Here is a 10,661-nt window from a genome sequence, read left to right as displayed (position 1 = left end):
CATACTCCTCGATAGCTCAGTCGGTAGAGCGTCTGACTGTTAATCAGAATGTCACTGGTTCGAGTCCAGTTCGAGGAGCCATTTTGTATTTACAGCGGCGTCGCCGCTTTGGGGATACGGATCGTATGATCGGTGTGCCCGTGGATAGTTGGGGTATAGCCAAGTCGGTTAAGGCACGGGACTTTGACTCCCGCATCCGTTGGTTCGAATCCAACTACCCCAGCCAAAATATACCCTTTTTTGGCGGGTTACGTGGCGCTGATAAAGGTTCACTAGCTCAGTTGGTAGAGCATCTGACTTTTAATCAGAGGGTCCCGGGTTCGAGTCCCGGGTGAGCCACCATTTCTTTACATATCATGACTCACTAGCTCAACTGGCAGAGCAACTGACTCTTAATCAGTAGGTTCACGGTTCGATTCCGTGGTGGGTCACCATTTTATGGGCGATTAGCTCAGCTGGGAGAGCGCTTGCCTTACAAGCAAGATGTCGGCAGTTCGATCCTGTCATCGCCCACCATAGGTGCTTACCTTTTACGGCCCGGTAGTTTAGTTGGTTAGAATGCCGCCCTGTCACGGCGGAGGTCAGGGGTTCAAGTCCCCTTCGGGTCGCCATTTGCATATTACACGCTATTGTGTTATATATTCGATGCCTCGGTAGCTCAGTTGGTAGAGCAGGGGACTGAAAATCCCCGTGTCAGTGGTTCGATTCCGCTCTGAGGCACCACTTATTATCCCTTGGGGACAGCGCCTGCGGCAGTCGCCGCTTGTGCTTTGCTGCTGGCGTAGCTCAATCGGTAGAGCAGCTGACTTGTAATCAGCAGGTTGGAGGTTCAAGTCCTCTCGCCAGCTCCATGCGGGTGTAGCTCAATGGTAGAGCCCCAGCCTTCCAAGCTGGTCACGTGGGTTCGATTCCCATCACCCGCTCCATTTTGCCTATCGCCGGGGTGGCGGAACAGGCAGACGCAGGGGACTTAAAATCCCCCGATCGAAAGATCGTACCGGTTCGATTCCGGTCCTCGGCACCAACTTTTATATTATGCGGTTGTGGCGGAATTGGCAGACGCGCTACTTTGAGGGGGTAGTGTTCACAAGACGTATGGGTTCAAGTCCCATCAACCGCACCATTTAGAGACTTACGGGCAGCGCGGCGCAGATGCGCTGCTTGTGCTCGATGATATTCCTTGACAACTTAATATGCGGTCGTGGCGGAATGGCAGACGCGCTAGCTTCAGGCGCTAGTGATGGCAACATCGTGGAGGTTCAAGTCCTCTCGACCGCACCATATTTTATACGCGGTTGTGGCGGAATTGGCAGACGCGCTACTTTGAGGGGGTAGTGTTCACAAGACGTATGGGTTCAAGTCCCATCAACCGCACCATCTGAAAATCTACCGTCGTGGGCGACCACGGCGGTTTTATTTTGTGTCATGAAGTATGCTCACACGTTGTTTTATCTGTCGTTCCTATGATTTTTCAAGGAAAACAGGTATAATAGCGATAGATATATTGTGTGGGAGGTGTGCTGATGAAGGTATTGCATTTCGTGATTCTCCTCTGCGTGCTTGCATTTCCGCTGCGTGCCTTCGCCGCCGCCCCTGATCTCCCTGCGCTCTTCTTTGTCGAGGCGGCGGCGTCCGAGGCGGCCTACAGCGGGGAGCTCTCTGAGCTCTTGCGTGCACGGCTGACGGCGGCGGGATGGGAGATCGTCGGCGCTGAGACCGTGGGGCACCGCGGAACAGTCGGACGTTTCTTTCACATGGTGCGCCGTGATGCCGATGGAGCAGAGCTGCATCTTATCGCTTTTCCCGGGACGGAGCGCGGCAGTGACGTCTGGACGGATCTGCGAATGAAACGCGCGGCGTTCGGCGGGCACTCGCCGGCGGAGTTTCTCACCGTGCGTGATACACCAAAGGCGGAGCGCGGCGGGATGCCGCTGGTTCACCGTGGGTTCCTCGACTACTGTCAGGCGGCGCTCTTTACGGATGCAGTGGATGGGCAGACGGCAGGGGAGCACCTTGCTGCCGACCTGCGCGCGCATCCTTCGGAAAAGCTCTATCTCACGGGACACAGCCTCGGCGGCGCGGCGGCCATTCTTGCGGCGGCGCGTCTCTCTGACCTTGGCGTGTCTCCCGATCAGCTTATCGTGACGACCTTCGGCTCGCCTGCAGTGGGGAACGATGATTTTGTCCGCACCTATAAAGATCGCTTTACCCTGCGCCGCGTTGTGATGCGCGGTGATCCCGTGAAGGACGCGCTCCCCTCACCACTCGGTTTTCACCATTTCGGCGAGCGCATCGATTGGCAGCCCGCGCGGACGACGGCGGCATTTCCCCATACGATGACCGTCTATGTGGATGCGGCGCTGCGCCGTCTCTATGACACGCACGACAGCAGCGGCGCGCTGACCTTTCTCGTGGGGCGGGAGAACCGTACGGCAGGGCATACGGTCTATCTCGCGCCGATTGTGGTGGAAGTCGATGACGCGCTCGCAGAGGATGTGCCCTATCTGCGTGCGGTGCTGCGTGATGCGCAGTACGTACGGAACGCGGCGACGGTGTTTGCGCCCGCGGATACGTCTGGCCCACTCGATGTGACGGCGCAGGCAAGGGCGGCACGTACCGTGGGGGCGGAGCAGATGCTGGTCTATCGGATTTCGGGAGAAAAGCTCCGTGACGCGCACGAGACCTATCGTCTGACCCTTGAGCGCAGTGTCTATGACCGCGATGGAAATCTCCTTGCGGCGGGGGCACGCTCGGCGGCGACAGGAGCGCTTACGCCGATGGAGGTTATTCTCTATCTGTTTGCGCAGGATTGAGAGAGCTCCTATCGTCACACCGTGGACGGTGAAAGCCTCCCCCGTGCGGCACGGGGGAGGGGGACCATGCGCTGCATGGTGGAAGGGGCGCCTCGGTCGATTCGTGGTTTTCTCCGTGAGAGAGTCGAATGAGCTAGAGGCACCCCTATCGCCTCACTATGTTCGGCACTTCCCCCGCATCGGCGGGGGAAGCTAAAAAGCAGGGGAGACGTCCTAGGCGGCGCAAGTAAAATAAGCTTCAAAAGGGAAGGACGAAACTATGCTCATGGGAGAAATCGATCTCTGGCGTCTCTTTGACATCATCGGGACGCTCGCCTTCGCCGTGTCGGGCACGCTGGTCGGACTGTCGCGCCGCATGGACATCTTTGGCATCTCCGTGCTTGCCCTCGCGACGGCGGTGGGCGGCGGCATGGTGCGCGACCTCCTCGTCGGGCTGACCCCGCCGATGGCGCTGCGCGACACGACGAACTTTCTGCTCTCCGTCGGCGTTGCTCTCTTCACTTCATTTCTCTATCAGTGGACAGAACTGCATCACATGCAGCGTCGGCGACTGTTGACGATCTTCAACGTCTCCGACACCATTGGTCTTGCCGCCTTTACCATCACGGGGGCGCTCACGGGGGTACGATTCGGCGGTGCGGACAGCTATGTCCTGCCCATCCTTCTCGCGGCGACGACGGCGGTGGGCGGCGGGATGATCCGCGATGTGCTCGCGAAGCGAATGCCCGTCGTCCTCTATGCTGAAGTTTATGCAGCGGCCTCCCTCGTTGGAGCATTTGTGTTCTGCGCTCTGGGCGGCACTCTCGGCATCGAGGCCGTCTCATGGCTCGCCTTCCTCCTTGTCCTCCTCATCCGTTTCGCTGCGATTCACTGGAACTGGAGTCTCTATCATCCGCGTCCGCCCAAGCGGCATCATGAGGACGAGGAGGAGGAATCTCTGCAATGAAAAATCCCTGTCCCATACGCGGGACAGGGATTTTATACTGCGTGCGGCAGGTCTTAGCTGTGGTGATGATCGACGCCGACCATGACGGATGTTGCCTTGATGACGGCATATGCCTCCTTGCCAACCTCAAGACCGAGCTCGCTAATGGCGTTCAGGCTGATGGTCGAGGTGATGACGTCACCGCCCTTCAGCTCGATGCCGACGATGCCGTTGACAGCACCCTTCTCGATGGAGACGACTTTGCCCTTAAGCTGATTTCTTGCACTAAGTTTCATATAGTTTCCTCCCTTTTTGATAGTCCCCGCATTATAACATAAAAACACCGTATTGTTTATGATCTTTATCATAGCAATACGGTGTTTTGTGTATTTATTTTTGCTCAGCGGATAAAGACGACGTTCGTCGCGTCAAGGAAGCCGCTTGCGCCGTTCTCAATGAGGACGCGGCGTGAATCCTCGGCAGAGAGGACGGGGTTCGCATTGCCGTCCACGCGAACGGCGCGGACGACGAGCGGGTTCCGTCCGGCACGCGTGGCATCCGCTTCACTGCGAACGTAGCCTGCCATACCGTTTGCGACGACTTTGTCGCTGTCAAGGTTCTTGTAGCCGTAAATGGGGCGGCCGTTCTCTGTCTTGATGACAGGGCTCATGACGGGGCGCAGTCCCATGCCGCGGCAGTCGACGATGAGTCCCGTGTAGCCGCCGATGGCGCGTCCGTTTGGCGCACTCGCGGCAGAGCTGGTGGAGGGGGAGCGGCGCGCAGGCGCGGCCGGCGTGGTCGTCGTGCCGTCGTAAGCGCCGCGGCGGCCGTAGGTGCCGTAGCCCGTCGTGTCGTAGTCGCGCGGGGTGTAGGGCTCATAGACGCTGTCCGGCGATGTCCACTGTTCGCGCGCAGTGTTCGGAGTAAAGACGGAGCCCGCGAGGGAGCTGACACCGAAGACGGGCACCTCGAGGGTGACGGTGTAGGCACCGTCACGCAGTGCCTTTTCCTCGACGATGCGTGCACCGCGCACGAGGGCGCTGACGTGAGTACGGACGCTGTCGTTCGTGACCATCATGTCCTCGACGGTGGTCGAGGCATCGACGGCGACGCCCTGAATCTGCTCGGCGAGCTGACGATAGGCGTCGGCGATGGCGGCACGGCGGGCAAGGGCACGCGCCTGTGCAGCACTCACCGTGCGTGCGGGGGCGATGCCCGTTCCCTCCGCGCGGATGCGTCCGCCGTCCCAGTCGGTCGCTGCCTCTGCCGTGTCAGCTAAGCAGACGGCGAGTGCGAGCATGAGGACGGCAAGGGCAAAGGCTTTTACAATGTGCATAAATATTCCTCCTTGAAGTTATCCGAAGCATGAATCTATATCGAATATCTCAGATGAAGAATAGAGAGCAATAAAAAGGGGATTAGTATTCTGTGAGATCCTTAGAACATGGTTGCCATATCCTGTTGAAAATTACTTTCGACATGGTATAATCGAGACAGTATCTTTGTGAAGATATTGGACGAAGAGGAGATGACGGAAGATGGATGCTGTTCTGACTGCTTTAGCTGTGATCGCGATCCTCGGCGCAATGCTCGCAGCAGGGGTGTATTTTGTTAAAAAGGCATGGTTCCTCCTGCCCTTGCTGATCGGCGTGGGGCTGGTCTATCATGGGCTGAAGGAGATGGCGCAGAGAACGAACCGATACTGTACATTCTGGGAGGGCTTTTGCTGACTGGTATCTATCTGGGTGTCTGTATCATGTTTCTGATGGGGGATCGTGTGGAGCAGCTTGAGGTGAAAACCGACGAATGGCAGAAGGAATATAAGGACCGATTTACAGACTTCCGACGGGAGGCGCGCGAAAACATCGCGGAGATTACAAGGGAAAAGGATCGTCTGGAAAAAGGTTTGGAGTTTGCCGCAAGCCTATCGTCGAGCGTGTCAGATGCCGGTGTGGATAAGGATGATCTGGGTGCCCTGCGCAGGGAGGTCATAGCACTGCGGTCAGAACTTTCGCGGCTGAAAGACCATAACAACACAAATCGGGAACTCCACGAACATGCAGAGGAGCTGAAGTGGCTGCACCATGAGATCGATGCTCTGCGCGTGCAAGGAGATGCCGCCTATGGTCTTGCGCCGACGAAGCCTGCCGCGCGCGGACTTATCCCTGTCGATGAGCCGCTTGCAGGGCGCAATCTCGTCCCCGTTGACGAAACTCCCAAGGGCAGTGCGCTGATCTCGGGGGAGATCGATGGATAGCGCTGCCCCCGTTTTGTTCGTATGTACTTTTTCTTATTGCAAATAGAAATCAATTATACTATAATAATATAGGAGTGGCAGTATGCATTCACAGAACCCCTTGTTTTTGATGGGAGGAAATCTAATGAAGAAAAAGCTTTTGGCGGCGGCACTCGGTGCGGCCATCGGACTCTCGATGACCGCGGCATCGACGGATGCGCACGGCGTGTTCTTTGCGAATCGCGTCGATACGAAGGCACTCGTCCTCGGCGAGGGGCCTTTGGACAATGCCTACGACCCCGCATGTGTCCAGCGCATTGATGCGTACGATGTGAACTTCCAGCCGACGACGGTGGAGCGCGTGGACGGCGAGAAGAACATCACCATTGTGCCGGGCGATGATCTCGGCGTGACGGCGACGTTCTTCGACTACGGCTATTTCGCCAAGACGACGGACGGCAAGGTCATTCCGACGCGCGACTACTCGAACATCGAGAACCTCGTGTCGGTGACGTACGCCTACAAGTACAACGTCCACTACTGGAGCGACAAGGTGCGTCCGGCGGGGATCTACAATGTGCCCATCCAGATCGTTCCGATGGTGAACCCGCTGACCTTGCGGCGCGGCGACACGCTGAACCTGCGCATCTATAAGGATGGTCAGCCGTACGCGAATGCACCTGTCATTGCGGATGTGCTCGGCAACCTGACGGCCGAGACGCAGGCGGATGCAGATGGGTTCGTCTCCGTGCGCGTGGCGAACAACGGCCTGAACGTGATCGGCGTCGAGGTCGGCTTCCCGACGGACAATCCGAACGTGACGAAGAAGATCTTCAGCTCGCTGTCGTTCATCCTGCCGGCGGAGTAAAAGACACGGAGAAAAAGGGAGCTGTTGTGCGAAAGCATGACGGCTCTTTTTCTTTTGTACCGAATATGGTACAATAGAGTGGAAAGGATGTGATCGTATGGTGGCGGTGAATTTCTCGACGCTGCGTAGCAACCTCAAGAGCTACTGCGATGCGGCGGCGCGCGACGCGGAGACGATTGTCGTGACGCGGCGCAATGAGGAGAATGTGGTGTTGATGAGCCTTGAGAGCTATAACAATCTGATGGAGAACGTCTTTCTGATGAGCGATCGGCGCAACCACGCACACATCGTGGAGGGCATCGCCCAGCTGCGCGCGGGGCGCGTGACGGAGAAGTCCACGGCAGAGCTGGAGCGTCTCCTCGATGAATAAGGTGTTTTCGGAAAATGCGTGGCAGGACTTCATGGCGTGGGTGCGTGAGGATCGCAAGATCGCGCGGAGAATCAACGAGCTGCTGACGGATATCGAGCGCAACGGGCATGAGGGTATCGGGAAGCCCGAAGCTCTGCGCCATGATCTCAGCGGATATTGGAGCCGCCGCATCACGCAGAAGGATCGGCTTATCTATTCCTTCGATGAAAAGAATATCTACATTGCCGCCTGCAAGGGGCATTATGAATAAGAGGCTGTCGTACGAACGAAAAACTTCGTACCACAGCCCTTTTCACACAATATGATACTTCTTCCACGGGATCTGATTGAGGCGTACGGTATTCAAAAAGTCCACGATGTCCTTGCGTCCGTAGTACTGCGGTTTGCCTTGCGGTGTGAGGCTCATGAGGATGATGGGCATGCCGGGGAAGAAGCGCATGAGGGCGCGGCGGGTCTGCGTGGATTTGATGGTGTAGCGCGTGACCTCCGGCGCGACGTGGATGATGGCGAAGGTGACGCCCTTCTCGATAATGACAGCTCCCTCGATGGTCATGGATGCGCTCCTCTCTCTGTAATCGGCTCATTTTATCAGAGCCTATGATACAATACAAGAATAAAATTCAATTTAACATTAAAATACGGTTGCGGAAATCCGTAGAACCCCGTATAATAACCATAAGGGAAGTACATCGTTACGGCGAATGTAAATAATCCCGCTTTATGGTATTGACGGAATATTGAAAAAGTGCCTTGCCTATTGTATTCTTTCGCAAGGATTTTTTGGTATCGCGTCGAATACGATAAAGGTACTGATATTCAACGAAGACGGCGCGTGCGCCGACATTCATGGTGGATGTCGGGGTTTTGTTGCGCGTGGTCGGAGGAGGAATATGAGGCAGGTTTTATCGGCGTATTGGAGGCAGGTCGGTCTGGCGTTCGCGGCGGCGGTTCTCCTCGGTGCGGCGGCTCTCCTCATGATGGGAGAGCTTGCGCTCATCGGGGCACTCACGGCGGGCGCGGCGGCGGCGGCGCTCTACTTTGTCCAGCTTGCGCGGCGCCTTCTGCGTGCGGCGCGGCGCGGGACAGGCGGTGCGGCGCAGGTGCAGATCGGGCTGGTGCTGATGCTCGTCCTCATCGGAGCGGTTCTCTGGGCGGCAACGATAACGGGCGTGCGGCATTTCTTCGCGGCAGTGGGAGGATTCCTCCTGATGCACGTGTTGATGATGGCGCAGCTGATCGGCAGGGCCCTGTACGCAGATGGAAAGGACCGTCCGACGGACGGTTCGAAGTAGGAGGGGGGAACCCCCCGAGGGAGGTAGAGGTTATGCACGAAATCGGTGTTCGCGAGGCAGTGCAGATCGCCGGATTTACCTTCAATTCACAGACCCTCGTCATGACGTGGATCTCGATGGCCGTGGTGCTCCTGATCGGCTGGCTGGCGGTACGCAATCTGAAGGTTGTGCCGACGTCCAACTGGCAGATGATGATGGAGACGGTGATCGAGGCTCTGCATGACCAGGTGGAGGAGAACATGGGCCCGCGCGGGCGTGGATTCCTGTCCACGTTCATCGTGTCCCTGTTCCTGTTCCTTCTCGTGTCGAATTGGATTGGTCTTATTCCGACGATGGCATCGCCGACAAATGATCTGAACACCACCCTGGGACTGGCCCTGCTGGTCATCGTCATGATGCACGTCCTGGGACTGGCGGTGAAGGGAATGCACTATGTGGCACATTTCTTCCAGCCGGTCGCACCGTTCATCATCATCAACATTGTCGAGGAGCTCGCGAAACCGATTACGCTGTCGTTCCGTCTTTTCGGCAACATTCTGGCGGGTGAGATTCTGATTCACATCCTGCTGCAGCTCCTCGGGAACGGTTCGACGATCCCGTCGGTGATCTGGCTCGCGTTCAGCGTGTTCGTCGGCATTGTGCAGGCGTTGGTCTTTACGATGCTGTCGACGGCGTACATCGGCGCTGCCATCAAGACGGACGACGGTCACTAACGGCAGTATCGGTCGTGACCACACAGGTTTTGCACACCGTGCAGCAGGCACGGACACGAAGATTTTGTTCACATATTTAAGGAGGATCTTTTCATGGAAAACGCAATCATGGTCGCAGGCGCTCTTATCGGTGCGGGTCTCTGCTTTGGTCTTGCTGCAATCGGCGCAGGCATCGGTGACGGCCTTGTCACGGGCCGCTTCATCGAGGGCCTCGCACGTCAGCCGGAGGCGGGCGGCGTCCTCTTTACGCGTACGCTGATCTCGGTCGGCCTGATCGAGGCTCTTGCCATCATCGGCGTCGTTTTCGGCATCATCATGCTCTATGCAAATCCGCTGATTCACTAAGACGTATGTGGCACGGATTTTGCAAAGGGGGCATAGGAATTGAGTGAAATTACGCAAGGCCTGATTGATCTCAACGGGACGCTGCCCATCCAAATCATCAACTTCCTGATTCTCGTTGCACTTCTGCGCGCGGTGGCATACAAGCCGATTGTGCGCATGATGGACGAGCGCAAGGCGAAGATCGCTGAGAGCATCGAGAAGGCGGATGCGGATGCCGCGGCAGCGGAGGCGACGCTGAACGAGTACAAGGCGCAGCTCGCTGCGGCGCGTACGAAGGCGCAGGAGATCGTCGACATGGCAGAAAAGCGTGCCGGCGAGGAGCGCGAGGCGAGCATCCAGGCGACGAAGCGTGAGATCGAGCAGATGAAGAAGTCCGCCGAGGAACAGATGGAGCGCGAGCGCGCCCATGCGGTGGAGCAGCTGAAGGCCGAGGTCGTCGCCCTATCGCTCGCAGCGGCGGGCAAGATCATCCAGAAGAATCTGGACGAAAAGGACAATGACGCCATCATCGGCGAGTTCATCGCAAAGCTCGACGCGAAAAAAGTCGGTGACGCGTCATGCTAAACATGGAGCTGGCGCGCAAGTATGCGCGTGCGATCTTCGAGCTGGCGTGCGAGGAGAACGCGCTCAGCGCCTACGGAAATGACCTCGCCAAGGTGCAGCAGACATACGTCGACTGCCCGGAGCTGAAGGCGTACCTCTGCAACCCGAACATCCAGCCCGAGGACAAGAAGTCCCTCCTGAAGGAAGTGTTCGGGGACGATGTGCGCGAGATGGTGCTGAACTTCCTCCTGCTGCTCATCGACAAGCGGCGCATGATGGTGTTCGAGGCGATCAGCGCGATCTTTGTGCAGCTCTCGAACGAGAAGCTCGGCATCGCTGTGGCGGATGTCACGACGGTGGAGCCGCTCAGCGAGATGCAGAAGGCAGAGCTGATGGAAAAGCTCGGACGCGTGACGGGCAAAGAGGTTTCCCTGCGCGAGCACCGCGACCCCTCGCTCATCGGCGGCGTGGTGGTGCGCATCGGCGACCGCCGCATCGACGGCAGCATCAAGGGACGTCTGGCAGCGATGACGGCAGAGTTAATGGCGAACTAGCG

General features: G+C 57.6%; 15 protein-coding genes and 13 tRNA genes. 25 read left to right on the top strand and 3 right to left on the bottom strand.

Annotated elements, in window-relative coordinates:
* The first annotated feature begins 5 nt into the window (after positions 1-5).
* The 15 genes from HMPREF9166_RS07385 (at position 6) to HMPREF9166_RS07315 (ending at position 3,759) form a co-directional block, all read left to right on the top strand.
* Positions 6-81, top strand: a tRNA-Asn gene (locus tag HMPREF9166_RS07385).
* 68 nt (positions 82-149) lie between these two features.
* A tRNA-Gln gene (locus HMPREF9166_RS07380) sits at positions 150-226 on the top strand.
* Between the two features lie 40 nt (positions 227-266).
* Positions 267-342 (top strand) — tRNA-Lys (locus tag HMPREF9166_RS07375).
* A 16-nt stretch (positions 343-358) separates the two neighbouring features.
* A tRNA-Lys gene (locus HMPREF9166_RS07370) sits at positions 359-434 on the top strand.
* 6 nt (positions 435-440) lie between these two features.
* A tRNA-Val gene (locus tag HMPREF9166_RS07365) sits at positions 441-516 on the top strand.
* Between the two features lie 18 nt (positions 517-534).
* Positions 535-611: transfer RNA gene (locus HMPREF9166_RS07360), tRNA-Asp, on the top strand.
* A 36-nt stretch (positions 612-647) separates the two neighbouring features.
* Positions 648-723: transfer RNA gene (locus HMPREF9166_RS07355), tRNA-Phe, on the top strand.
* Between the two features lie 52 nt (positions 724-775).
* Positions 776-851: transfer RNA gene (locus HMPREF9166_RS07350), tRNA-Thr, on the top strand.
* A gap of 1 nt (position 852) precedes the next feature.
* Positions 853-926, top strand: a tRNA-Gly gene (locus HMPREF9166_RS07345).
* Between the two features lie 11 nt (positions 927-937).
* Positions 938-1,024: transfer RNA gene (locus tag HMPREF9166_RS07340), tRNA-Leu, on the top strand.
* A 13-nt stretch (positions 1,025-1,037) separates the two neighbouring features.
* Positions 1,038-1,123 (top strand) — tRNA-Leu (locus tag HMPREF9166_RS07335).
* A 72-nt stretch (positions 1,124-1,195) separates the two neighbouring features.
* Positions 1,196-1,281, top strand: a tRNA-Leu gene (locus tag HMPREF9166_RS07330).
* Between the two features lie 10 nt (positions 1,282-1,291).
* Positions 1,292-1,377 (top strand) — tRNA-Leu (locus HMPREF9166_RS07325).
* A gap of 146 nt (positions 1,378-1,523) precedes the next feature.
* The gene (locus HMPREF9166_RS07320; RefSeq protein WP_009753357.1) at positions 1,524-2,813 is read left to right on the top strand and encodes a triacylglycerol lipase; all 1,290 of its coding nucleotides are present in this window, start codon (positions 1,524-1,526) and stop codon (positions 2,811-2,813) included.
* 265 nt (positions 2,814-3,078) lie between these two features.
* Positions 3,079-3,759, top strand: coding sequence for a trimeric intracellular cation channel family protein (locus HMPREF9166_RS07315; RefSeq protein ID WP_039981677.1), 681 nt, complete (start codon positions 3,079-3,081; stop codon positions 3,757-3,759).
* A gap of 53 nt (positions 3,760-3,812) precedes the next feature.
* Here the strand turns inward: HMPREF9166_RS07315 and HMPREF9166_RS07310 are convergent, their stop codons facing one another.
* Positions 3,813-4,034 (bottom strand): molybdopterin-binding protein, encoded by a 222-nt coding sequence (locus tag HMPREF9166_RS07310; protein WP_039981190.1) that lies wholly within the window; start codon positions 4,032-4,034, stop codon positions 3,813-3,815.
* Between the two features lie 104 nt (positions 4,035-4,138).
* Entirely contained in the window at positions 4,139-5,074 is a 936-nt protein-coding gene (locus HMPREF9166_RS07305) for an LPP20 family lipoprotein (RefSeq protein ID WP_009753354.1), read from the bottom strand.
* Between the two features lie 202 nt (positions 5,075-5,276).
* Between HMPREF9166_RS07305 and HMPREF9166_RS07300 the strand changes: the two genes are divergently transcribed.
* The 5 genes from HMPREF9166_RS07300 (at position 5,277) to HMPREF9166_RS07280 (ending at position 7,462) form a co-directional block, all read left to right on the top strand.
* Positions 5,277-5,468, top strand: a complete 192-nt coding sequence (locus HMPREF9166_RS07300) for a hypothetical protein (protein ID WP_009753353.1) — start codon at positions 5,277-5,279, stop codon at positions 5,466-5,468.
* A 26-nt stretch (positions 5,469-5,494) separates the two neighbouring features.
* A complete protein-coding gene (locus tag HMPREF9166_RS07295; protein ID WP_009753352.1) occupies positions 5,495-5,995 on the top strand; it encodes a hypothetical protein in 501 nt (166 codons plus the stop codon).
* A gap of 124 nt (positions 5,996-6,119) precedes the next feature.
* Complete coding sequence (locus tag HMPREF9166_RS07290) at positions 6,120-6,842, top strand: DUF4198 domain-containing protein (RefSeq protein ID WP_039981186.1); 723 nt, start codon at positions 6,120-6,122, stop codon at positions 6,840-6,842.
* A gap of 97 nt (positions 6,843-6,939) precedes the next feature.
* The gene (locus HMPREF9166_RS07285; RefSeq protein WP_009753350.1) at positions 6,940-7,212 is read left to right on the top strand and encodes a type II toxin-antitoxin system Phd/YefM family antitoxin; all 273 of its coding nucleotides are present in this window, start codon (positions 6,940-6,942) and stop codon (positions 7,210-7,212) included.
* Positions 7,205-7,462, top strand: coding sequence for a Txe/YoeB family addiction module toxin (locus HMPREF9166_RS07280; protein ID WP_009753349.1), 258 nt, complete (start codon positions 7,205-7,207; stop codon positions 7,460-7,462). Before HMPREF9166_RS07285 ends, HMPREF9166_RS07280 begins: the two co-directional genes overlap by 8 nt.
* Positions 7,463-7,504: 42 nt before the next feature.
* Here the strand turns inward: HMPREF9166_RS07280 and HMPREF9166_RS07275 are convergent, their stop codons facing one another.
* Complete coding sequence (locus tag HMPREF9166_RS07275) at positions 7,505-7,765, bottom strand: hypothetical protein (protein WP_009753348.1); 261 nt, start codon at positions 7,763-7,765, stop codon at positions 7,505-7,507.
* Positions 7,766-8,102: 337 nt separating this feature from the next.
* Here HMPREF9166_RS07275 and HMPREF9166_RS07270 point away from each other — a divergent pair, with 337 nt between their 5' ends.
* The 5 genes from HMPREF9166_RS07270 to HMPREF9166_RS07250 all read left to right on the top strand — a co-directional run bounded on the left by HMPREF9166_RS07270 (position 8,103) and on the right by HMPREF9166_RS07250 (position 10,659).
* Positions 8,103-8,504: a hypothetical protein gene (locus HMPREF9166_RS07270; RefSeq protein WP_009753346.1), complete on the top strand. Its 402-nt coding sequence runs from the start codon at positions 8,103-8,105 to the stop codon at positions 8,502-8,504.
* A 32-nt stretch (positions 8,505-8,536) separates the two neighbouring features.
* Positions 8,537-9,217, top strand: a complete 681-nt coding sequence (atpB, locus tag HMPREF9166_RS07265; RefSeq protein ID WP_006690455.1) for a F0F1 ATP synthase subunit A — start codon at positions 8,537-8,539, stop codon at positions 9,215-9,217.
* 93 nt (positions 9,218-9,310) lie between these two features.
* Entirely contained in the window at positions 9,311-9,562 is a 252-nt protein-coding gene (gene atpE, locus HMPREF9166_RS07260; RefSeq protein WP_006690454.1) for a F0F1 ATP synthase subunit C, read from the top strand.
* Positions 9,563-9,601: 39 nt separating this feature from the next.
* A complete protein-coding gene (gene atpF / locus HMPREF9166_RS07255; RefSeq protein ID WP_009753345.1) occupies positions 9,602-10,126 on the top strand; it encodes a F0F1 ATP synthase subunit B in 525 nt (174 codons plus the stop codon).
* Positions 10,120-10,659 carry a F0F1 ATP synthase subunit delta gene (locus HMPREF9166_RS07250; RefSeq protein ID WP_009753344.1) on the top strand — a complete coding sequence of 180 codons (540 nt, stop codon included), beginning with the start codon at positions 10,120-10,122 and terminating at the stop codon, positions 10,657-10,659. Before atpF ends, HMPREF9166_RS07250 begins: the two co-directional genes overlap by 7 nt.
* Positions 10,660-10,661: the final 2 nt, after the last annotated feature.

The sequence above is a fragment of the Selenomonas sp. oral taxon 149 str. 67H29BP genome (genome assembly GCF_000146365.1).
GTDB lineage: Bacteria > Bacillota > Negativicutes > Selenomonadales > Selenomonadaceae > Centipeda > Centipeda felix.
Note: the sequence above shows the minus strand (reverse complement) of the source record. Positions and strands in the feature narration are given on the sequence as shown.

What these genes read in the sequence shown, in the direction of transcription:
- HMPREF9166_RS07300 (WP_009753353.1), top strand. Translation starts at nt 5,277, where the DNA reads ATGGATGCTGTTCTGACTGCTTTAGCTGTGATCGCGATCCTCGGCGCA.
- atpE (WP_006690454.1), top strand. Translation starts at nt 9,311, where the DNA reads ATGGAAAACGCAATCATGGTCGCAGGCGCTCTTATCGGTGCGGGTCTC.
- HMPREF9166_RS07275 (WP_009753348.1), bottom strand. Translation starts at nt 7,765, where the DNA reads ATGACCATCGAGGGAGCTGTCATTATCGAGAAGGGCGTCACCTTCGCC.
- HMPREF9166_RS07280 (WP_009753349.1), top strand. Translation starts at nt 7,205, where the DNA reads ATGAATAAGGTGTTTTCGGAAAATGCGTGGCAGGACTTCATGGCGTGG.
- HMPREF9166_RS07295 (WP_009753352.1), top strand. Translation starts at nt 5,495, where the DNA reads ATGTTTCTGATGGGGGATCGTGTGGAGCAGCTTGAGGTGAAAACCGAC.
- HMPREF9166_RS07285 (WP_009753350.1), top strand. Translation starts at nt 6,940, where the DNA reads ATGGTGGCGGTGAATTTCTCGACGCTGCGTAGCAACCTCAAGAGCTAC.
- HMPREF9166_RS07305 (WP_009753354.1), bottom strand. Translation starts at nt 5,074, where the DNA reads ATGCACATTGTAAAAGCCTTTGCCCTTGCCGTCCTCATGCTCGCACTC.
- HMPREF9166_RS07250 (WP_009753344.1), top strand. Translation starts at nt 10,120, where the DNA reads ATGCTAAACATGGAGCTGGCGCGCAAGTATGCGCGTGCGATCTTCGAG.
- HMPREF9166_RS07310 (WP_039981190.1), bottom strand. Translation starts at nt 4,034, where the DNA reads ATGAAACTTAGTGCAAGAAATCAGCTTAAGGGCAAAGTCGTCTCCATC.
- HMPREF9166_RS07315 (WP_039981677.1), top strand. Translation starts at nt 3,079, where the DNA reads ATGGGAGAAATCGATCTCTGGCGTCTCTTTGACATCATCGGGACGCTC.
- HMPREF9166_RS07270 (WP_009753346.1), top strand. Translation starts at nt 8,103, where the DNA reads ATGAGGCAGGTTTTATCGGCGTATTGGAGGCAGGTCGGTCTGGCGTTC.
- atpB (WP_006690455.1), top strand. Translation starts at nt 8,537, where the DNA reads ATGCACGAAATCGGTGTTCGCGAGGCAGTGCAGATCGCCGGATTTACC.
- HMPREF9166_RS07320 (WP_009753357.1), top strand. Translation starts at nt 1,524, where the DNA reads ATGAAGGTATTGCATTTCGTGATTCTCCTCTGCGTGCTTGCATTTCCG.
- HMPREF9166_RS07290 (WP_039981186.1), top strand. Translation starts at nt 6,120, where the DNA reads ATGAAGAAAAAGCTTTTGGCGGCGGCACTCGGTGCGGCCATCGGACTC.